A 21,634-nucleotide genomic window follows, 5' to 3' on the forward strand; every position below is an offset into this window, starting at 1 on the left:
AACAAACCAGCCCCACTGTGGGAGCGAGATCGGTTTAGCATTCAGGAACAATGTTGGCTGGGAAACCGCTATCGCGAGCAAGCTTGCTCCTACAGGTCCGTGTCGTTCATGCATTTTGTGATCGACTCACACCTGTAGGAGCCGGCTTGCTGGCGATGGCGATTTCAAAACCGATATCGCCAGCAAGCTGGCTCCTACAAGGGTGGATTATGCGTTGACGGGTTCTATTGCCAACTCGACAACCTCAGGCCGCTTGACCACCGCATACACCACCGCCGTCAGCAGACTCCCGGCCACAATCGCCAGCAAGTACAGCAACGCATGGTTGATCGCATTCGGGATCGCCAACACGAACAATCCACCGTGCGGCGCCATCAGTTTGCAGCCGAAATACATCGACAGCGCACCGGTCAGCGCACCACCGGCAATGCTTGCCGGAATCACCCGCAGCGGGTCCTTGGCGGCAAACGGAATCGCGCCTTCGGAGATGAAGCACAGTCCCAGCACCAACGCCGCTTTACCCGCCTCGCGTTCAGTCTGGGCAAACTTGCGCCGGGCAATGAACGTGGCAATACCCAGGCCAATCGGCGGCACCATTCCGGCGGCCATGGTCGCGGCCATCGGCGCGTAACTCTGGGACGCCAACAGCCCCACCGAGAAGGCATAAGCGGCTTTGTTGATCGGCCCGCCCAAGTCGACGCACATCATCCCGCCCAGCAACACGCCGAGCAGAATCGCGTTGGTGGTGCCCATGCTGTCGAGGAAATGCGTGAGCCCGGTGAGCATCCCGGCCACCGGTTTGCCGACCACGTAGATCATCACCAACCCGGTGAACAGACTCGCCAGCAACGGGATGATCAGGATCGGTTTCAACGCTTCAAGGCTTTGCGGCAATCGCGCGTAACGGTTGATCGCCTGCGCCGCGTAACCGGCGATGAAACCGGCAATGATCCCGCCGATGAAACCGGCGCCCAACGTGCTCGCCAGCAAGCCGCCAATCATCCCCGGGGCCAGGCCCGGACGGTCGGCAATCGAGTAGGCGATGTAGCCCGCCAGCAGCGGCACCATCAGCTTGAACGCGGTCTCGCCGCCGATCTGCATCAGCGCGGCGGCGAGTGTGCCTTCTTCCTTGAACGCGGTGATGCCGAACACGAACGACAAGGCAATCATCAGACCGCCCGCCACCACCATCGGCAGCATGAACGACACGCCGGTCAGCAGGTGTTTGTAAACGCCGGTCTTCTCTTGTTTGGCCGGGCCTTTGGCGCCGGTCGCGGCACTTTCCTGCTTGCCTTCGGCCAGCGCTTTGTTCAGCGTCGCTTCGGCTTGCTTCAAGGCGATGCCCGTGCCGCAACGGTAGATTTTCTTGCCGGCAAAACGCTCGGTCGCGACTTCGATATCACAGGCCAGCAGCACCACGTCCGCGTCGGCAATCGCTGCCGCGCTCAACGGATTGCGCGCACCGACCGAGCCCTGGGTTTCGATTTGCAGGTCATAGCCCAATCGCTTGGCCGCCTGCTGCAAGGCTTCAGCGGCCATGAAAGTATGAGCAACGCCGGTCGGGCACGCGGTGATCGCGACCAGGCGCGGGGCGCTTTTGGTAACGGCTGTAGGTTCGACGATGGTTTCGGCTGCGGCGTAAACTTCAGCTTCTTCGGCACCGCGTCGCAGCACCGCTTCGACATCTTGCAGGGCGTGTGCCGGAGTGCTTTGGAACACTCGCTTGCCGACGAATCGCGACATATCCACCGGCGCGCTGGTGACCAGCAACACCCACTCGGCGGCCTCGATCGTGGCCGCCGACAACTGGCGTTCCGGGTGCGCCACATCCACCACTTCGACACTGGTGCTCCAGCCCTGACGCTGCGCCGCGGCATCGAGCAAACGGGCGCACAGCACGCTGGTGACCATGCCGTTGGGGCAAGCCGTAACGATGGCTAACTTCATGACAAACCCTCTTATTGTTCTGTCAGGGGGCGCACGCGCACACCCTGTTCGAGCCGCGCCAACTGCGCCGCATCGCCGATACCGAAACCGATCTGCGTGACCGCCATCGCCGCAATCGCCGTGGCGGTGCGCAGGGTCTGTTCCGGCGTATCGGGCTTAAGCAAACCGTGAAGCATGCCGGCCAGCAACGAATCCCCTGCGCCTACCGTACTGGCAACGCTGACCTTGGGCGGCGTGGCGTGCAGCGCCGAGCCGACACTGAACCAGTTCACACCGTCGGCACCGTGGGAAATCACCACGTGCTCGATGCCTTGGGCATGCAAACGGCTCGCTGCTTCGGCTTGAGCCGCAACCGAAACAACCTCGCAGCCGAGCACTTCGGCCAGCTCTTCGGTGTTCGGTTTGATCAGCCACGGACCGGCCTTGAGCGCCGCCCGCAATGCTTCGCCACTGGTATCGAGCGCGACGTTCAACCCGAGGTTTTTCAAGCGCTGTACCAACGCCTGCAACCATTCAGGACTGACACCTTGCGGCAAGCTGCCGGCCACGACCACCGCATCATGCCCCGGGGCAATCTGTTCCAGTCGATCGAGCAACGCCTGCTGCGCCGCTTCACTGACCTTGGGTCCGGGACCGTTGATGTCGGTGATGCGCCCGTCGCTTTCCGCCAGTTTGAGGTTGCTGCGGGTCTCACCGGGAACGCGGATAAACGCGTCGACAAAACCGCGCTTGGCGAACAGGGTTTCGAACGCCTGAAGGTTGTCCTCGCCGAGAAAACCGCTGACGGTGAGCGAATGCCCGAGGTCTGCCAGCACCTGCGCCACGTTCACGCCTTTACCGGCGGCGTGGGTGTGCATCTCGTCGCTGCGATTGACCTGGCCGGGCTCAAGGCGCGGCAACTGCACCGTCAGGTCCAGCGCCGGGTTGAGTGTCAGGGTCAGGATCTTGGCCATTACAGGGCCTCCACTAATGCGCGCACTTCATTGGCGCTGCCCACGGCCAGCGCCTGTCGGGCAAGGGTTTGAGTCTGGGTCAGGCTGAGTTCGCGGATGCGCGCCTTGACCTCGGCAATGCTGCGGCCCGACACGCTCAACTCATCCACACCGAGGCCGACCAGCACCGGCACCGCCAGCGGATCGGCAGCCAGTTCGCCGCACACACCGACCCATTTGCCATGGGCATGGGCCGCGCGCACGGTGATGTCGATCAGTTGCAGTACCGCCGGGTGCAAGCCGTCAGCCTGGGCCGACAAGGTCGGATGACCACGGTCGATGGCCAGGGTGTATTGCGTGAGATCGTTGGTGCCGACGCTGAAGAAATCGACCTCTTTGGCCAACACCGGCGCCAGCAGTGCGGCCGAGGGCACTTCGATCATGATCCCCAGTTGCAGGTCCGCCACCGGGATTTCCAGGCGCAAGCGCTCGGTCATGTCCCGCGCCTGACGCCATTCATCCACGCTGCCGACCATCGGGAACATGATGCGCAGCGGGCGGTTGTCAGCGGCCCGCAGCAAGGCGCGCAATTGCGCTTCCATGATGTGCGGACGCTGCAAGGTCAGGCGAATGCCGCGCACGCCGAGGAATGGGTTTTCTTCTTTCGCAATCGGCCAATACGGCAGCGGCTTGTCGCCGCCAACGTCGAGGGTGCGCACCACCAGTGGCCGACCGGCGAGGCCATCGAGCACGCGGCGGTATTCGACTTCCTGAGTCGCTTCGTCCGGCGCTTGCGAGTGGGCCATGAAAATCAGTTCGGTGCGCAGCAGGCCAATGCCTTCGGCACCCTGCTCCACCGCGCTGGTGACGCCCGCGCTTTCGCCGATGTTGGCGAACACTTCGACCGCATGGCCGTCGGTGGTCAGCGCCGGTTGATGACGTTGTTCGGCCGCGGCTTTCAAGCGTTGCTCGCGGGTGTCACGCTCTTCGGTGGCGCGCTGCAAGGTCGCCGCATCGGCGTCCACGTGCAGGCGACCGCGCTGGCCATCGAGCAGCAACGGCGTGCCCGGCGCCAGCAGCAACACTGCCGCACCTGCGCCGACCAATGCCGGAATACCCAGCGCACGGGCGACGATGGCGCTGTGCGCGGTGGCGCCACCACGGGCGGTGAGAATGCCGGCGACACGGGTCGGATCGAGACGTGCGACGTCGGAAGGACCGACTTCGTCCATCACCAGAATGTACGGTTGATCAGGTTCACTCGGGGTTTCGACGCCGCTCAGTTGCGCCAACACGCGACGGCCGATATCGCGCAAGTCCGCCGCACGCTCGGCAAGCAATGCGTCCTGCAGCGATTCCTGTTGTTTCGCCGCCGCTTCGATCACCGCCATCCACGCCGCTTCGGCGCTTTCGCCCTGCTTGAGGCGGGTCTCGACTTCATCGGTCAGTTCCGGGTCGTCGAGCATTTCCTGATGGGTGATGAAAATTTCGCGAATGGCTTTGGATTTGCTGCGCTCGATCAAGCCTTCGATGTCGTGACGCACGTGCGCCAGCGCTTGCTTAAGACGCTCGCGCTCAATGGCGGCGGACTCGCCACGCAGCGGGTATTCGATGGTTTGCAGCACTTGAATATGCGCCGGGCCGATGGCGATGCCCGGTGCGGCGGGGATGGCCTGAACCAGGCTGCCAGACGCCGGGGCGAACAGCACTTCGGCCACCTCGGTGATCACTTCGCGCTGCTGGCTCACGGCAGGCAAAGGCTCGACTTCTTCACCCAGCCCCTCTTCGATTGCCGCCAACAACGCTGGCAAGGCATCGGCGGCGATGCTCGGCTCGGCGATGAATTCCAGCACCTGACCGCGACGGGCGCCGAGGCTGAGCAGTTTGCTCAAGCTTTTCACCGACACCGCGCTGTCTTGGCCATCGACGATGCGTACGCGAATCTCGCCTTCAAAACTCTTCGCCAGTTGCGCGAGGATCTTCGCCGGACGCGCATGCAATCCATGGGCATTGGCCAGCGCAATGCGTGCGCTTGGCCAGTCCGCCGGCAGTTCACCGCCGAGCACTTCGAGGACTTTACGGCTGCTGGTGGCGCGTCCCAGCTCATGGCCACGGCCTTCGATCAGCAACGCGCAAAGGCGTTCGAGCAACGCCTGGTGCGCCTCGCCCAAGCTGGCCAGACAGAACAGACCGCTGAGCGGCTGGCCGAGGTAGCGCATCGGTTTGTCCGGCGTGACAAACGCCAGGCCCGGACGCTTCACCGTTTGCTCGCTGTGCAACCACCACAAACCGTCGCCCAGCGGCAACGCGTCGACTTGCTGCAAAACCGCAGAAAAACCATTGCTCACACAATCTGCCTGACGCAGCAAACGGGCACCGCGCCAGACCAGTTCTTCGAAGTCATCGGCCGACACCCCGAGGCCGATCATCTGCGCATCCAGCGCCAGTTCCTGCGGCGCGCCTTGCAGCAGTTTCAGCAAGGCTTCGGCAGAACTGGCGCGACGCAGGGCCTGGCCCAGATCGGTTTCGCCGAGGGCGCGGGTCAGCAATTGCAACAGGCGCAAATGTTCATCGGATTTGGCCGCAATGCCGATCGCCAGGTAGACGATCTGACCGTCGCCCCAATCCACACCGTCGGGAAACTGCATCAGCCGCACGCCAGTGGAAAACACCTGGTCGCGGGTTTGCGGCGTACCGTGGGGAATGGCAATACCTTGACCGAGAAAGGTCGAGCCCTGGGCTTCGCGCGCCTGCAAACCGGCGAGATAACCTTCGGCGACCAGGCCGTCGTTGACCAGATGCTGCGCCAACAAATGCAGTGCTGCGGACTTGTCCACGGCCGACTGGCCCATGGAAATCTGCTCTAGAGTGAGCTCGAGCATGCTTTCTCCTTTTTGGCACCTTGAGGTGCCAGGTATTGTTTTGAATGAGTCAGCTTAGGCGCTTAATCATCACTTTTGGCGGTTTCGCGGCAGAACCGGCCAAATGCACCTGATGCGTAGAAAATACGCTTGCTGAAACGTTTAATCTAGAATGATTGGCACGTTACTCGATAATGTCCCATCCTTGAAGTCCAACTTGTCGGATATGTTGCGACAATAGTCCCCTGCCTGAATCGGGTAGGATTGGCGAAAGTATCGGCCGAAAAACAAGGAAATCCCGAGTTGAAACTCAGTGATATCGCCCAACTGGCCGGTGTGTCCGTGACCACCGCCAGTTATGTCATCAACGGCAAGGCGGAACAGCAACGCATCAGCAGTGCCACCGTCGAGCGCGTGCGCGCGGTTGTTGAAGAACATGGCTTTACGCCCAATCCGCAAGCGGCCGGGCTGCGCAGTCGGCACACCCGCACGCTGGGTTTCATTCTGCCGGACCTGGAAAACCCCAGTTACGCACGTATCGCCAAGCTGCTGGAGCAAGGTGCCCGGGCCCGCGGTTATCAGTTGCTGATCGCCAGTTCCGACGATGCGCCGGACAGCGAACGGCAACTGCTGCAACTGTTCCGCGCCCGACGCTGCGACGCGTTGATCGTCGCCAGTTGCCTGCCGTCCGGCGACGACAGTTACCGCCAGTTGCAAGCCAAAGGCATCCCAATCATCGCCATCGACCGGGTCATGGAGCCCGAGCATTTTTGCTCGGTGATCAGTGATGATCGTGAAGCCAGCCTGCAACTGACCCGCAGCCTGCTCGATCCGTTACCCAAGCAGATCGCCCTGATCGGCGCGCGCCCCGAACTGAGCATCAGCCAGGAGCGGGCCGCTGGGTTCAAGGAAGCGCTGGCCGGGTTCAAGGGCGAGATCCTGATCGAACACGGCGAATCGTTCAGCCGTGAGTGCGGCAAGCAACTGATGGAAGAAATGCTTCAGCGCCTGGGGCATTTGCCGGACGCGCTGGTGACCACTTCCTACGTGCTGCTCCAGGGTGTGTTCGACGCCTTGCACGACTTCCCGTTGAAAAACCGCCCGCTGCGCCTCGGCACATTCGGCGACACGCAGTTGCTGGATTTTCTGCCGCTGCCGGTCAACGCCATGGCCCAGCAACACCAGTTGATCGCCGACAAAGCGCTGGAACTGGCCCTGGCCGCCATCGAGCAGTCCGATTACCAGCCCGGCGTGCAAGCCATTGCGCGGACCTTCAAGCAGCGTATTCGCCAGGACTGAACCGTGGAGCTGATCGACAGCCACACTCATCTGGATTTTCCGGACTTCGACGAGGATCGTCAGGCGCTGCTCGCCGAGAGCCGCGCCCTCGGCGTGCGGCGGATGGTGGTGCTGGGGGTTTATCAGGCCAATTGGCAGCGGGTCTGGGACCTGGTGCAAAGCGATCCCGATCTGCACGCGGCGTTCGGTTTGCACCCGGTGTATCTGGACGAGCATCGGCCTGAGGACCTACGCGAACTCGCCGAGTGGCTGACCCGCCTGGCCGGTCACCGACAGCTGTGCGCGGTGGGCGAGATCGGCCTGGATTACTTCATCGAAACCCTCGACCGCGAACGCCAGCAGACGTTGTTCGATGCGCAACTGCAACTGGCGGCGGACTTTAATCTGCCGGCGCTGATTCACGTGCGGCGCAGCCATGCGGCGGTGATTGCCACGCTCAAGCGCTTCAAGTTGAAACGCGCGGGGATTATTCACGCCTTCGCCGGCAGCAAGGAAGAGGCCCGCGAGTACATCAGGCTCGGCTTCAAACTGGGCCTGGGCGGGGCGGCGACCTGGCCGCAGGCGTTGCGCATGCACCGGGTGCTCGCCGAGTTGCCGTTGGACTCTGTGGTGCTGGAAACCGACTCACCGGACATGGCCCCCGCCATGTTTCCCGGTCAACGCAACAGCCCGGCGCATTTGCCGGCGATCTGTTCGGCACTGGCTGACATCATGGCGATCAGCCCCGAGCAGTTGGCCGCCGCGAGCACGGCCAATGCGTGTGAGTTGTTCAACTGGTAATCAGTCGGCGTGAGCCTTGGCAGCTTCCAGAATCAGCGTCATGTGTTGCCGGTGCCGGGCGAACCGGATAACCGCGAAGTAGACCAGAATCGCGATCAACGAAAAATTCAGCTGCTCGACCACGCTGAGTAGCCCCACCCATTCCATCACCAACGCCACCAGCAACGCGGTGCAGACCATCACCAACGTACTCGCACGTAGCATCGCAAGCGAGTCGAGGGATTTGATGCGCCTGATCTGTTTCGGGTCGCTCAGTTGCAAGGCTTTGTGACAGTGGGAACAGGCGAAGGCTTCATGGATGGCAATGGCGTTGAGTTGCCAGGGTTCGAGCAGGAGTGTGCATCCGCAATGAGCACAATGGCCCTGGATTCCAGTTGTAGCGAAGGACATAACCGAGCCTCCTCAGAGTAGGTCAGGGTTGTGGATCATCCCTCATTGAAGACCAAAAACCAGACTACGGAGAGAAACAGGAAAATCCTGACGTTGAGAGGCAACAGTTCTTACAGACCCCATCCAAATCTTGTGGGAGCGGGCTTGCTCGCGAAAACGTCCTGTCAGACAACATCAATGGCGACTGACACACCGCTTTCGCGAGCAAGCCCGCTCCCACATTTGATCCGGTTTATGCCATCAAACCCGGAACGCGCTGATCAACTGCTTGAGCTCCACCACCTGCGCCGACAGCGCCCGGCTGGCGTCCTCGGTCTGGTGCGCACCTTCGGCGGTACGTTCGCCAGCCCGGTTGATCTCGACGATGTTCTGGTCAATGTCGTGAGCCACGGCGGTCTGCTGCTCTACGGCGGCTGCAATCTGCTGGTTCTGATCGACGATCATGCCGACAGCGCCAAGGATGTTTTCCAGCGCCTGCTGGACCTTTTCCGACTGCCCTACCGTGCCGTTGGCCATTTGATGACTGGTGCCCATGGCCTTCACCGCGGCGCCGACACCGCTGTGCAGTTTGGCGATCATCTGTTCGATTTCTTCGGTCGATTGCTGGGTGCGTTTGGCCAGGGTCCGGACCTCGTCCGCCACCACCGCAAAACCACGCCCCTGCTCGCCTGCCCTCGCTGCTTCGATAGCGGCGTTGAGCGCCAGCAGGTTGGTCTGTTCGGCGATGCTTTTGATCACTTCCAGCACGCGGCTGATGGACTGGCTGTCGCTGGCCAGTTGATTGATCACCAGCACCGACTGATCGATCTCGCTGGCCAGCGCAGCAATGCTGCCCTGCTGAGACTCCACCAACCCGCGACCGCTGATGGTTTCGTCATTGACGCTGTGGGCACTGCTGACCGCCGCGGCGGCGCTGCGGGCCACCTCCAGTGAGGTGGCCGACATTTGGTTCATCGCCGTGGCGACTTGCTCGATCTGCGTGCGCTGCCCCGCGACAGCCTGGTTGCTCTGGGCGGACACGTTCTCGACCTGACCGGCCTGACGCTCGACTTCCCCGACCGTTTGGCCGACACGCTCGATCAAGTCATGGATTTTCTTCACCGTGCCGTTGAACACCTCGCCCAACTCACCCAGCTCATCACGGCTGTTGGCGTTGAAGGTCACGGTCATGTCGCCGGCCGCGACCTTGTCCATCATCGCGCCAAGGCGCTTGAGGGTGGTGCGGGTCGAGGCGTAGAAGCCGCCGTAGAGGTAAAAAATCAGCACAAACACCACCGACAGCGCCACGGCCTGCAAGACCATGTGCGTGCGGTTCTGGCTCAGTCGTTGTTGCAATTGGGTGTCGAGGAATTTCAGGGTGGCTTCGTTGAGTTGGTAAGTCTGGTCCATCAGGCCGCTGACCTGATCGTAGAAGGCCAGCCACGGCGCATCGAGGGTGTCGGCCATCACCACCTGCTCTTCGAACAGTTCACTGGCCTTTTTCAGCGACGCCTTGCTGCTCTCGGCCTGCGCCGCCAAGGTTTCACGTGCCGCCTTGCTCGACCCCAGCGCATCCTGCAACTTCAGACCGTACTCGGCTTGCAGCTTTTCAATCTGCACCAGCAATTCATCGAAGCGGGTGCTCGAAGACGAATTGAGAAAACCCTGACCCAGCGAGTAAGAACCCATGGCGCGACCATCGCCCAACGTCTGGGTGACGGGCGGCGTAACGTTGGTGATGAGTTCGGTGAGCTGACGCATGTCACTCTGATTGTCACGGCTCAAACCCGCCTGGCTGGCGATGATCTGGCTGAAAATCTGTGCATTGCCGAGCAACTTGCCGATCAGCGCACTTTTACTTTGCAGGGAGTTTTCCGTTTGCTGGGCCTTGAACGCGGTGATCATTTCGTCGCGTTTGCCATCGAAAACGGTGATCAGTTCCGGATCGGTGGTCATCGCAGTCAACCCTTGCAGGCGAGTCAGAACGCTTTGCTCCAGGGATGTGATCTGGGATTCGAGATTACCGGCCTTGCCGGACTGCCCAAGGATGACGTTGATCTGCACCAGGTTGTTCAGGGTTTCCAGGTCGCGTCGAAGCGACAGGCTGCTGCCCAGCAGGTCGAGGCTCTGCAGTTCCACCCGGGTGCCCTGGAATTCGCGATAGGAATCACGCACCAGATAAAAGTTGGTCACCAGCATGGGCACCAGGAACAGAACGCTGATCAGGCTGAACTTCATGCCGAAGCTCAGGCGATTCATTAGCGCGACGGCGGGATAGAGCAAGCTCTTCACTGGAAGTCTCCCTTGGGTTTCTTATTTTTATTGGCAGGCACAGACAAGCAGCAGATAGCCACTATTGAGTGCTATCTCTGTATAGCTTAAATCGACGGGAGGTTTTGTAACTTAAGGTTAACGGCACAAATCGCCTTGCCGCTAACGCCCGTGTAGGAGCCGGCTTGCTGGCGATGGTTGCACCTCGGTGTCTCAGGAACACCGCGTCGATGCTATCGCCAGCAAGCCGGCTCCTACAGGGGGGTGGTGTTTAGGGGAGGACTGTCCACAGCGCGAAACCGGCGTACCAGAGCACCGCCGCACGCAGCAGCAGCTCCCAGATCCGGTCGAGGCTGTTGATGCCATCGGGCCCGACCACCGGCGCAGGAATTTCACCGGCCACCAGCCCGACCTTCTCGATCAATTGGGCGGCGCTGATGTTCCAGTTCAGCAGTTCGCTCAACATCACCCGACTGACGGCGACAAAGTTGCCGACCAGTGCAAAACTCGCCGCCAACAGACGCACCGGCACCCAGTCGAAGGCGTGACGCAGTTGTGCGGCGCGCTCGACGACGGCCGGGTTCTGCCCGTGTTCTTCGGCGAGGGCCAGCAGTCGATAGCTCAGCGCCGCCACCGGACCCAGCAGGAAATACCAGAAAATCACCGCAAAAAAACTCTGGTACGCCTCCCAGAGCAGATGCCCCTCAACCCGTTCCAGCAGTTGCTCGCCGTTTTCGGCACAAATGTCCAGGTCACGTTTCGCCACATGAGCGGCAGCTTGCAGGTCTTCCCGGCGCCAGGCATCGCGAAACGGTCCGAGATCGGCCAGCAGATCACCGCGCCCCAGGCTGTAAATCACCACCAGCAAATGCACCGGCAGCGCCAACAGACCGTAAGCGACCGGCTCCAGTACCACCAGCAGCAACCCCAGCAGTGCCACCGGCAGCAGCACCAGAATCAGCAAAATCAACCACGGGCGCTTGACCATACGCGGGTTGGCTTCAAGCTTGTGCAACTCGCCCACCCAACCGCCATCACGTTGAACCCGATGGCGCAGGGCCGAGAACTTCTCGATCCAGACCGCAAACAGCAACACCAGAAAACTCATTGTGGTTCCTCTTTAGCCAGGGCCGCGCGATAACGCGCCCAGTCGAACGCAGGTCCGGGATCCGTCTTGCGCCCCGGCGCGATGTCGCTATGCCCACAGATGCGCTGCGCGGTGATGCCCGTAAAAGCGCTTTGCAGTTGCAAGGTCAGGGCCGTCAACGCGTCATATTGAGCATCGGTGAACGGCAGATCATCCGTGCCTTCAAGCTCGATGCCCACGGAAAAATCGTTACAGGTTTCCCGGCCGTCGAAACACGACACACCGGCATGCCAGGCGCGTTCAAGACAAGAGACAAACTGAGTGACGGTGCCGTCACGCTCAATCAGAAAATGCGCAGACACCCTTAGGTCAGCGATCCCTTCAAAGTAGGGATGCTCTGTGACATCCAGCCGGTTCTGGAAAAATTCCTGCACCTTGCCAGTGGCAAACTGCGCCGGCGGCAGACTGATGTTGTGGATCACCAGCAGGGAAATTTCGCCCGTGGGGCGCGCATTGAAGTTGGGTGAAGGGCAAACGTTCACGCCCTGACACCAACCGCTCGCGGGGTCCAACTGCATACAGGTTCCTTCAACGACGACTGTGTTGGTGCCCAGTATGCCGTGATAGACCCTCGGCGCGCGATCACTTGCCGCGATTGAGCCGCCGCAGGTTGCCGACCACCGACTCCAGGGCCCGATCGAACAGCAAGGTGTCGTCGAGGGTGCGCACCGCGCCACGACGGAAATCCAGCGCCAGCCCGGTACGGCTGCGCTCCAGCACTTTCATGCCGGTGCGGTTGACGAAAATGTACTTGCCCGTGGCTTCGATGATCGCGGCGAGCTTGCAGCGCAGGGTGTTTTCCTCATCTTCCTGAAACTCGACCCAGCAACCCGCGTGCAACTGATCGACTTGAAGCAGGCCCGGATCATCCGCCGGCAAGCGCACCGAGGCCGTTTCGACTGGCCCTTCGTCGGCGGTGAGCAGCACGATTTCTTCGCGCACTTCAACCATCAGCGGCGCATCGGCAGGACGGGTGGCGGCCGGTGCCAGGTCCGCTCGTTCGAACAGTTGAACGTGCAAGCCTTCCAGCTCACTGAAAAACTCTCCTGTGGCGAACGGATCGAACGCCGAACTGCTCAACCCGTCGCGCAAGGACTTGAGCAACCCCGGCACCAGCGCCAACAGACGCAGGCTTGCGTCAGCGTCGTCATGGCGCTGCACGCTCCAGATCAATTGCTCCATGGTTTGCACATCCGCATGCCACTCGGCGGACTGATCGCCGTGCTTGAGGCAGGTCAGCAGCAGCACCTGGCTCCAGGCGTCCTGAACAAACGACACCACCCGTTGCGGCAGCACTTTGCCCAACAACGCCTGATTCAACGCCAGCTCGACGCGTTGCCGGGCCAGTTCGGTTTTGGCGCGGCCCTCTTCGGCGTCGCGGGTACGCTGCTCCAACAAATCGCTGCGACGACGCTCGTCGCTGGTGAACGCCAGAAAATCCGCCAGCAATTCGGAGAAGATCGCCGGATCGTCGACAAAGTCGTTCAACAAACGCTGCACCACTTGCTCGATGCGCAGGTACAGGCTGTCGCGCTCATGGTCATCGCACTCGCCCCAGCCCAGGGCCGCGGCGGCGATTTCGTTGAGCAGACGGCGGGCCGGGTGGCTGCTGCGGCTGAAGAAACTCTTGTCGATCACGGCCACTTTCAGCATCGGGATCTGCAAGCGCCCGATCAGCGCCTTGAGAGAATCCGGCAGATTGCGGTCATCGAGGATGCATTCGAAGAGCATGGCGATCAGGTTGATCACATCTTCGTCAGCGACGCCGACCACACGCGACTTGCCACTTTTGACGCTGACCCGGGTCAGCAGTTGCTCAAGCTGGTTTCGCAGGTCGAAGTCGTCCTGGACCGCCGGAACCGGCACGTACTGCTGCAAGTGCGAGAGCAGTCGCAGCAGGTCGCGGGTGGATATCGGTTGCGTCTGAGCACTGGTTTCCAGCGTTGGCGCGACACTGCCACGCACGTGGAGCAGCAACTCCTGCAATGCCGCGAACACTTCCTGCACGCTGTCATCGATTGGCGTGCTGTCGTAACGGTTGCCAGCCTCGTCGGGCTCGGCACGAACACTGGCCTGCGCACGATCAATGGCACGCCGATTCGGGGCCGGCTTCAGGTCGGGCAATATGCCGGTGGCGATCAATATCTGATTGGCTTCGGTGTAGAGCTGATCGGCATCACTGAGCACATAACGCTCGAAAAGCTTGAGGATGATCAACTTGACCTTGATCTCGACCCCCAGGTTGCGCCCGGCCTGCATGAAATACTCACAGAGCATCGCCGGGCCCAGGGGATTGCGCGTAGTCACCAGCTGCTTGCCCAGCAACGTGCTGAGCCGGGCGGTCAATTGATCAAGTGCAAAACCGTCGCGGCTCAGCACTTTATTGACCATGGCCTCCACTGCCACGCGACGTTCCAGCTCATCACCGGACTGTTGCGCCTGGATATCGAGGGTCAATGCCGGCGGCAAGGTCGTCTGAATACTGCCTGCGAGACCGACAAACGCTTCGAAGAACTGTTCGAGAAACGCCCGCTCGATATTTTTGCGCTTGAGGCGCAAGTCGCGCATGGCTTCAAAAAAGATGTTCTGCTCGACGTCATTGCGGGCCCGGTCTGCCATTTCGAACAGCGTGTCGTCGGCGTTATCGAACAGTTCCTGCAGAGCATGCCGGAGCTGTTGAGCAGCCTTGTCGCGAACCTGAAGCAGAATCACAGGCAGGCGGGCGAGCGGCGAGTGACTCGCCTGATCGGTAGTTGCCTTGTGCAAAGGCACTACATTCCCGTCGTTGTGCATCCTGGCCTCCTGAAACGGTGATGCTTCGGTTCGGTTGGAAAGATCGAGTACGCCAGCCTCACAGCCGCGCGCAACAGAAGACAATGCCCGCCCGCTGTCATTCAATAATCGGCGAACCAAAGACACGTCAAAGTCATGACGTCAAATGCAAGGCGCATTATCTTGCAAAAGATGTCCCGTATGCCAGCAGACTCTGCGCTTCTCTTTGAAATAGGTGCCTGCAAAGGACCGCTGCTGAACCTCGCTGGCTCAAGAGAATCGACCAAATGCAGGTTTCAGAACGACTGGAAGGTCTCGCGCGCCTTGGGTTGCCCCGCGCCATGGCCCTATAATCGAGCCACTTTGTTTGTGGAGTCCGTTATGCCGAATCTACGTCTCGCCGATCTGACCGCCGAAATCGAAGCCAACGTACGCCGTGCGTTGCGCGAAGACATCGGCAGCGGCGACATCACCGCGCAGCTGATCCCGGCCGAACGCCTGGCCAAAGCCACCATCATCACGCGCGACGCCGCGGTCATCGCCGGCACCGCTTGGGTTGACGCGGTTTTCCGGCAACTGGACCCACGAGTTGCCGTGCATTGGCAGGTGGCCGATGGCGAACGGGTGAAGCCCAATCAAGTGCTGTTCCACCTCGAAGGCCCTGCCCGCTCCCTGCTCACAGGCGAGCGCAGTGCGCTGAACTTCCTGCAATTGCTTTCCGGTGTGGCCACTCGTGCGCAATACCTGGCGGATTTCGTCGCCGAGACGCAAGTGAAGCTGCTCGACACCCGCAAAACCCTGCCGGGGCTGCGCCTGGCGCAAAAGTACGCCGTGACCTGCGGCGGCTGCCACAACCACCGCATCGGCCTGTACGACGCCTTCCTGATCAAGGAAAACCACATTGCTGCCAGCGGTGGCATCCCTGAAGCGATCAACGCCGCGCACAAGATCGCCCCGGGCAAACCGGTGGAGATCGAAGTGGAAAGCCTGGCAGAGCTGAAGGAAGCGCTTGCAGCGGGTGCCGACATCATCATGCTCGACGAGTTGAGCCTGGATGACATGCGCGAGGCCGTGCGCCTGAATGGCGGCAAGGCAAAACTGGAAGCCAGCGGCGGCATCAACGAAAGCACGCTGCTGCCAATCGCCGAAACCGGGGTGGATTACATTTCGATTGGTGCGATGACCAAGGACGTGAAGGCTGTCGATCTGTCGATGCGGCTCAGCCTCTGATCACACGAAAAGAAAAAACTGTAGGAGCGAGCTTGCTCGCGATGGTCGTTAACGATAACGCGTGTTTACTGGCTAAACGCGGCGCTCTTAAGTCCATCGCGAGCAAGCTCGCTCCTACATGCTTGGTCAGACCACCAGATTATTCATCTCGCAGTACTCTTCCCACTCGACGCCCAATACCTCGGCCGCCTCTTTGTGCAGCACCAGTCGCGCCGCTTCAAACTCTTCCGGGCTCGAGGTGTACTTGAGCGTCAGCTCCCACGGCTGCAGGCCCTGGGCTTCTGCTTCATCCTCGAACGCCCATTGAATCTGGTCTTTCTGATCGTCGGCGGGCAAGTCCTTGATCTCTTCCAGCAGTTGGGGCGCGTCCAGCACGTACTTCTTCAGCGCTTCTTCGTGCCTGGCTTCCTGGGTCAATTCTTTAACGGTCATTTCGTTCTCGCTGATCGGGGGAATGGAAGATGGATCTGGATCATCAAGGATCTCTCTGACGCAAAAAACCGTGTGAAGCCCGGTTTGTCTGGCCTTCAGAACCATTCGTGGATCATTTGAAAACTGCAGGGTGATGCTCGTGCAATGTCCGAATATAGGACGTTTGGAAGACGATTTATATGGACTTTTACATCAAATCTACAAAAAAAATACCGAGCGGTTTTTCTGAAAATATTCCCTCGCCACACAGGAACAACCTTCAAAAAGCAAAGTCATAGCGATGTGCCATCTAGGCACTTCAAAAGGAACTCAGGTGATGCGCATTTTCAAGAAGCTTCCGTCTACCCTGTTGGCAACCGGCATGGCCGCCCTTTTTCTTGGCAACATGGCATTGGCCAATACGGCCCAAGCCAGTCTGGAGTTCACCTCTGACAACCCTTCGTCCTCCGACAGATTCCTCGTCCTCAACAACCGGTACGGTAAAGACGTCATGGTCAGGAGCAATCTCAGCGTCGAGGGTGTGGAAACACTGCAACGCACCGCTAAAACCAACGCGGATGACATCAAGGAACTCAAGAATGCCCTTGAAGCGCAGGCTCGTCTCATCGAGGAACTCAAGCGCAACAACGGAACAAGCTCCAGTTCGAGTGCCAGTGAGATAACCAACCTCAAACGCACTGCCACCGAACAGGACAAGGACCTGAAAGAACTCACCAAGCAATTGGAGGAGTTCAAACGCAACAGCGGTTCGAGTTCCAGCTCCAGTTCCAGCGAAGTGGCCAACCTCAAGCGCACGCTCACTGAACAGGAAACCGGCCTGAGAAACCTCGCCAAAGCAGTGGACGAACTCAAGCGCAACAGCAGCTCGAACTCCGGTTCAAGCACCAGCTCCAGCGAAGTGAGCGACCTCAAGCGCACGGTCAGTGAACAGGACAACGGCCTGAAAAACCTCGCCAAAGCGGTGGACGATCTCAAGCGCAGCAGCAGCTCGAATTCCGGTTCAAGCGCCAGTTCCAGCGAAGTGAGCGACCTCAAGCGCACGGTCAGTGAACAGGACAACGGCCTGAAAAAGCTCGCCAGCCAAATGGACGATCTCAAGCGCAGCAGCGGCTCGAACTCCAGTTCAAGCTCCAGCTCCAGCGAAGTGAGCGACCTCAAGCGCACCCTCAGCGCACAGGACAACGACTTGAAAAGGCTCGCCAGTCAGGTGGAAGACTTGAAACGTAGCGCCGGGTCGAGCTCCAGCGCGAGTTCCAGCGACCTGTCCAGCCTCAAGCGGGACGTTAGCAATCAGGACAGCCAACTGGATCAGCTGAAACGTGCCGTGGATGATCTGAGAAGCAAGGTGAAATAACAGGGGATGGTGCCCGAGACAGGAATCGAACCTGCGACCTTCGCGTTACGAGTGCGCTGCTCTACCGGCTGAGCTACACGGGCGGTGAGCTAAACCTAGCATCGAGATTGGAAGCGGGCAAATCCACAAACCGTTTCCAGTTTTCGCAGACAAAAAAATGCCCCGCAGTTTTCACTGCGGGGCATTTTTTATAACGTTGAAGCGGTCAGGCGTGGGGAGTGATTAAACGCCCGAAGCCTTGGCTGCTGCTACGTCTTTGATGGAGAGCTTGATACGGCCGCGGTTGTCCACGTCCAGTACCAGCACTTCCACTTCCTGGCCTTCTTTCAGGATGTCGGTCACTTTCTCAACGCGAGCATCGCTCAGCATCGAGATGTGAACCAGACCGTCCTTGCCCGGCAGGATGTTGACGAATGCGCCGAAGTCGACGATGCGCTCAACTTTACCGACGTAGATCTTGCCGATTTCAGCTTCTGCGGTGATGCCCAGAACGCGCTGACGTGCTGCTTCAGCCGCTTCCTTGGTTTCGCCGAAGATCTTGATCGAGCCGTCGTCTTCGATGTCGATCGAAGCCTTGGTCTCTTCACAGATCGCACGAATGGTCGCGCCGCCTTTACCGATGACATCACGGATTTTGTCGGTGTCGATTTTCATCGCGATCATGGTCGGAGCGTTTTCCGACAGCTCGGTACGCGACTGGCCAATGATCTGGTTCATCTGACCGAGGATGTTCAGGCGCGCTTCCAGGGCTTGGCCCAGAGCGATCTCCATGATTTCTTCCGTGATGCCTTTGATCTTGATGTCCATCTGCAGCGCGGTAACACCTTTGGCGGTACCCGCTACTTTGAAGTCCATGTCGCCGAGGTGGTCTTCGTCACCCAGGATGTCGGTCAGGACAGCGAATTTCTCGCCTTCTTTAACCAGACCCATCGCGATACCGGCAACGGGTGCCTTCATCGGAACGCCAGCGTCCATCAGGGCCAGGGAAGCGCCGCAGACCGAAGCCATGGAGCTCGAACCGTTGGATTCGGTGATTTCCGATACAACACGGATGGTGTACGGGAACACGTCGGCAGCAGGCAGCATGGCCTGAACCGAACGGCGGGCCAGACGGCCGTGACCGATTTCGCGACGACCAGCGCCACCCATGCGACCACACTCACCTACCGAGAACGGAGGGAAGTTGTAGTGCAGCATGAACGGGTCTTTTTTCTCGCCTTCCAGGGTGTCCAGCAGTTGTGCGTCACGGGCGGTGCCCAGTGTTGCAACGACCAGAGCCTGGGTTTCGCCACGGGTGAACAGAGCCGAACCGTGGGTCTTTGGCAGAACACCGACTTCGATGTTCAAAGGACGTACGGTCTTGGTGTCGCGGCCGTCGATACGTGGCTTGCCGTTAACGATGTTTTCGCGAACGGTGCGGTATTCGATTTCGCCGAAAGCAGCTTTGACTTCGCTGGAAGAAGGCTGGCCTTCTTCACCGGACAGCTTGGCAACAACCTGATCCTTCAGCTCACCCAGGCGAGCGTAACGGTCGGCCTTGATGGTGATGGTGTAAGCCTGGGAGATCGCGTCGCCGAACTCGGCACGGATAGCGCCCAGCAGAGCAGTGGCTTCTGGTTGTGGAGCCCAGGTCCAGGTCGGCTTGGCAGCTTCGGCGGCCAGTTCCTTGACGGCGTTGATCACCACCTGGAACTCGTCGTGAGCAAACAGTACCGCGCCCAGCATCTGGTCTTCGGTCAGCTCTTTGGCTTCCGATTCAACCATCAGAACGGCTTCCGAAGTACCGGCAACGACCATGTCCAGGCTCGATGCTTTCAGTTGTTCGTAAGTCGGGTTCAGCAGGTAGCCGGTGCTTTCGTGGAACGCAACGCGGGCAGCGCCGATCGGGCCATCGAAAGGAATGCCGGAGATGGCCAGCGCAGCCGAGGTACCGATCATCGCAGCGATGTCCGGATCGGTCTTCTTGCTGGTGGAAACGACGGTGCAGACAACCTGCACTTCGTTCATGAAGCCTTCCGGGAACAGCGGACGGATCGGACGGTCGATCAGTCGGGAAGTCAGGGTTTCTTTCTCGGAAGGACGGCCTTCGCGCTTGAAGAAACCGCCAGGGATCTTACCGGCAGCGTAAGTCTTTTCCTGGTAGTGAACGGACAGAGGGAAGAAGCCCTTGCCTGGATCGGCTTGCTTGGCACCGACTACGGTCACCAATACGCTGACGTCGTCGTCAACGGTGACCAATACTGCGCCGGAGGCCTGACGGGCGATACGGCCAGTCTCGAGGGTAACGGTCGACTGACCGAACTGGAATTTTTTGATTACCGGGTTCACGGTGTCCTACCTTCTTTTGTGGCTCTTGGGGAACTTGTCTTCTTGCGAAATTCTTGGGCAATGTCGGGAATCGGCCCAACGCCTGTCCAGGGTAAAACGGTGTATCCAGATAAAACTTGAGGCTGGGAGCCTGCCATGCACCAGCGGGAAACCCACTGATGCACGGCAGACAACCAACCTCTAGCGCAATCGCTTATTAGCGACGCAGACCCAGGCGACCGATCAGAGTCTGATAACGACCCAGATCCTTGCCTTTCAGGTAGTCCAGCAGCTTACGACGCTGGTTTACCATGCGGATCAGACCACGACGGGAGTGGTGATCTTTACCGTTGGCCTTGAAGTGACCTTGCAGCTTGTTGATGTTGTGGGTCAGCAGTGCAACTTGCACTTCTGGCGAACCAGTGTCACCAACAGCTTGCTGGTAGTCAGCTACGATTTGAGCTTTTTCTTGAACGTCGAGAGCCATGAGGCAATCCTTTTATCAGGAAACTGTTTCAAAGAAACAGTTTCAACAGGCCAGGGACAAATCCCTGTATCTAAAAATGAGTAGTGACCGTGCCTGTTAACAGCCACCCTCGTCCGGTCATTCTGACCGAATCAGTCGACGCGGCGCGATGCGCCCGTCTTCGCTCACTTCACCGATACCGATGAAGCGACCATTGTGATCCTGTACCCGTACCATGCCGAACTTCGGAGCATCCGGGGCGCGAACCGGCTGGCCGTTGAGCCAGTAGAACGCGCTCGCTTCCGAGAACTGCAGCAGTGGCCAATCCAGCAGGCCGCTGTCCGATGGCATCAGGAAGCGGTCGACCGCTTCGTTGCCGCCTTCGGCATGTACCGCTTCCAGCTCTTCAAGCGTGACAGTCTGCGCCAGCGTGAAAGGCCCGGCCTGGGTACGTCGCAATTCAGCAACGTAAGCGCCACAACCGAGTTGCTCACCGATATCCTCCACCAGGGTGCGGATATAGGTGCCTTTGCTGCAATCCACCGCAAGCCGCGCAGTATCACCTTCAAAGGCCAGCAATTCCAAGCGCGCAATAGTAACAGAACGCGGTTCGCGCTCCACTACTTCGCCTGCACGTGCCAGCTTGTACAGCGGCTGGCCATCACGCTTGAGCGCCGAGTACATCGGCGGTATCTGACTGATTTGCCCACGAAATTTCGGCAGTACCGCTTCGACATCGGATCGACCAACGGTCACCGGGCGCTCCTGCAAAACTTCACCTTCGGCATCCGCCGTGGTGGTGGTTTTGCCCAGTTGCGCCAGGGTTTCATAACCCTTGTCGGAATCGAGCAGGTATTGCGAGAACTTGGTCGCCTCACCGAAGCACAACGGCAACACGCCGGTGGCCAGCGGATCAAGACTGCCGGTGTGCCCGGCCTTCTCGGCGTTCAGCAACCAGCGAACCTTCTGCAACGCTGCGTTGGAGGTGAACCCCAGCGGTTTGTCGAGCAGGATAATGCCGCTGACGTTACGACGGATACGTTTGACCTGAGCCACCGATTACTCCTTGGTGTCTTCGACTTCTGCCGCAACCGGGTGCTGATTGTCTTCAGCCACCGCACGCTCGATCAGGGCCGACAGATGCGCACCACGCACGACGCTTTCGTCGTAGTGGAAGTGCAACTGCGGAACGCTGCGCAACTTCATTTCGCGGGCCAACTGCATACGCAGGAAACCGGCGGCGGAGTTGAGCACCTTGATGCTTTGCGCGATATCTTCGGCGCTGTCCTGGCCCATCACGGTGATGAAAATCTTGGCGTGACCGACGTCACGACTGACTTCAACAGCGGTAATGGTGACCAGGCCTACGCGCGGATCTTTGACTTCACGACGGATCAGCTGTGCCAGCTCACGCTGCATCTGATCGCCGATACGCTGGGTACGGCTATATTCTTTTGCCATGTCTTG

Annotated in this window: 17 protein-coding genes and 1 tRNA gene; 4 read left to right on the top strand and 14 right to left on the bottom strand. The window is 59.8% G+C overall.

The window, feature by feature from the left end:
* Positions 1-207: 207 nt before the first annotated feature.
* From PMI32_RS27340 to ptsP, 3 genes are read right to left on the bottom strand one after another with little or no spacing between them, the layout of a single operon-like run.
* Positions 208-1,947, bottom strand: coding sequence for a PTS fructose-like transporter subunit IIB (locus tag PMI32_RS27340; RefSeq protein WP_008024433.1), 1,740 nt, complete (start codon positions 1,945-1,947; stop codon positions 208-210).
* 11 nt (positions 1,948-1,958) lie between these two features.
* Positions 1,959-2,900, bottom strand: a complete 942-nt coding sequence (pfkB, locus tag PMI32_RS27335; protein WP_008024435.1) for a 1-phosphofructokinase — start codon at positions 2,898-2,900, stop codon at positions 1,959-1,961.
* On the bottom strand, positions 2,900-5,761 hold the full coding sequence (ptsP, locus tag PMI32_RS27330) for a phosphoenolpyruvate--protein phosphotransferase (protein ID WP_008024437.1): 2,862 nt from the start codon (positions 5,759-5,761) through the stop codon (positions 2,900-2,902). The genes pfkB and ptsP overlap by 1 nt, the downstream gene beginning before the upstream one ends.
* A 282-nt stretch (positions 5,762-6,043) precedes the next feature.
* Between ptsP and cra the strand changes: the two genes are divergently transcribed.
* Together cra and PMI32_RS27320 are read left to right on the top strand one after the other, a co-directional pair.
* Complete coding sequence (gene cra / locus PMI32_RS27325; RefSeq protein ID WP_008024438.1) at positions 6,044-7,039, top strand: catabolite repressor/activator; 996 nt, start codon at positions 6,044-6,046, stop codon at positions 7,037-7,039.
* A 3-nt stretch (positions 7,040-7,042) separates the two neighbouring features.
* Positions 7,043-7,819 carry a TatD family hydrolase gene (locus PMI32_RS27320; RefSeq protein ID WP_008024440.1) on the top strand — a complete coding sequence of 259 codons (777 nt, stop codon included), beginning with the start codon at positions 7,043-7,045 and terminating at the stop codon, positions 7,817-7,819.
* Here PMI32_RS27320 and PMI32_RS27315 read toward each other — a convergent pair whose 3' ends face one another.
* The 5 genes from PMI32_RS27315 to PMI32_RS27295 all read right to left on the bottom strand — a co-directional run bounded on the left by PMI32_RS27315 (position 7,820) and on the right by PMI32_RS27295 (position 14,399).
* Entirely contained in the window at positions 7,820-8,209 is a 390-nt protein-coding gene (locus PMI32_RS27315) for a hypothetical protein (protein ID WP_008024442.1), read from the bottom strand.
* 240 nt (positions 8,210-8,449) lie between these two features.
* A complete protein-coding gene (locus PMI32_RS27310) occupies positions 8,450-10,480 on the bottom strand; it encodes a methyl-accepting chemotaxis protein (RefSeq protein ID WP_008024444.1) in 2,031 nt (676 codons plus the stop codon).
* A 250-nt stretch (positions 10,481-10,730) separates the two neighbouring features.
* Positions 10,731-11,567, bottom strand: coding sequence for a regulatory signaling modulator protein AmpE (ampE, locus tag PMI32_RS27305; RefSeq protein ID WP_008024446.1), 837 nt, complete (start codon positions 11,565-11,567; stop codon positions 10,731-10,733).
* A complete protein-coding gene (gene ampD / locus PMI32_RS27300; RefSeq protein WP_008024447.1) occupies positions 11,564-12,124 on the bottom strand; it encodes a 1,6-anhydro-N-acetylmuramyl-L-alanine amidase AmpD in 561 nt (186 codons plus the stop codon). Before ampD ends, ampE begins: the two co-directional genes overlap by 4 nt.
* Positions 12,125-12,188: 64 nt before the next feature.
* Positions 12,189-14,399, bottom strand: a complete 2,211-nt coding sequence (locus tag PMI32_RS27295) for a DUF1631 domain-containing protein (RefSeq protein WP_008024448.1) — start codon at positions 14,397-14,399, stop codon at positions 12,189-12,191.
* 360 nt (positions 14,400-14,759) lie between these two features.
* Here PMI32_RS27295 and nadC point away from each other — a divergent pair, with 360 nt between their 5' ends.
* Complete coding sequence (gene nadC / locus PMI32_RS27290) at positions 14,760-15,608, top strand: carboxylating nicotinate-nucleotide diphosphorylase (RefSeq protein ID WP_008024450.1); 849 nt, start codon at positions 14,760-14,762, stop codon at positions 15,606-15,608.
* A gap of 126 nt (positions 15,609-15,734) precedes the next feature.
* Here nadC and PMI32_RS27285 read toward each other — a convergent pair whose 3' ends face one another.
* The gene (locus tag PMI32_RS27285) at positions 15,735-16,040 is read right to left on the bottom strand and encodes a DUF6388 family protein (RefSeq protein WP_008024451.1); all 306 of its coding nucleotides are present in this window, start codon (positions 16,038-16,040) and stop codon (positions 15,735-15,737) included.
* Between the two features lie 316 nt (positions 16,041-16,356).
* Between PMI32_RS27285 and PMI32_RS27280 the strand changes: the two genes are divergently transcribed.
* Positions 16,357-17,394 (top strand): hypothetical protein, encoded by a 1,038-nt coding sequence (locus PMI32_RS27280; protein ID WP_008024452.1) that lies wholly within the window; start codon positions 16,357-16,359, stop codon positions 17,392-17,394.
* 7 nt (positions 17,395-17,401) lie between these two features.
* Here the strand turns inward: PMI32_RS27280 and PMI32_RS0128580 are convergent.
* From PMI32_RS0128580 to rbfA, 5 genes are all read right to left on the bottom strand, one after another.
* Positions 17,402-17,477, bottom strand: a tRNA-Thr gene (locus PMI32_RS0128580).
* Positions 17,478-17,616: 139 nt separating this feature from the next.
* On the bottom strand, positions 17,617-19,722 hold the full coding sequence (gene pnp / locus PMI32_RS27275) for a polyribonucleotide nucleotidyltransferase (protein ID WP_008024453.1): 2,106 nt from the start codon (positions 19,720-19,722) through the stop codon (positions 17,617-17,619).
* A gap of 196 nt (positions 19,723-19,918) precedes the next feature.
* Positions 19,919-20,188, bottom strand: coding sequence for a 30S ribosomal protein S15 (gene rpsO / locus PMI32_RS0128585; protein ID WP_003177875.1), 270 nt, complete (start codon positions 20,186-20,188; stop codon positions 19,919-19,921).
* Between the two features lie 117 nt (positions 20,189-20,305).
* Positions 20,306-21,223, bottom strand: a complete 918-nt coding sequence (gene truB, locus PMI32_RS27270) for a tRNA pseudouridine(55) synthase TruB (protein ID WP_008024455.1) — start codon at positions 21,221-21,223, stop codon at positions 20,306-20,308.
* Between the two features lie 3 nt (positions 21,224-21,226).
* Positions 21,227-21,628, bottom strand: coding sequence for a 30S ribosome-binding factor RbfA (rbfA, locus tag PMI32_RS27265; protein ID WP_008024456.1), 402 nt, complete (start codon positions 21,626-21,628; stop codon positions 21,227-21,229).
* Between the last annotated feature and the right edge of the window lie 6 nt (positions 21,629-21,634).

The organism is Pseudomonas sp. GM60, assembly GCF_000282415.1.
GTDB lineage: Bacteria > Pseudomonadota > Gammaproteobacteria > Pseudomonadales > Pseudomonadaceae > Aquipseudomonas > Aquipseudomonas migulae.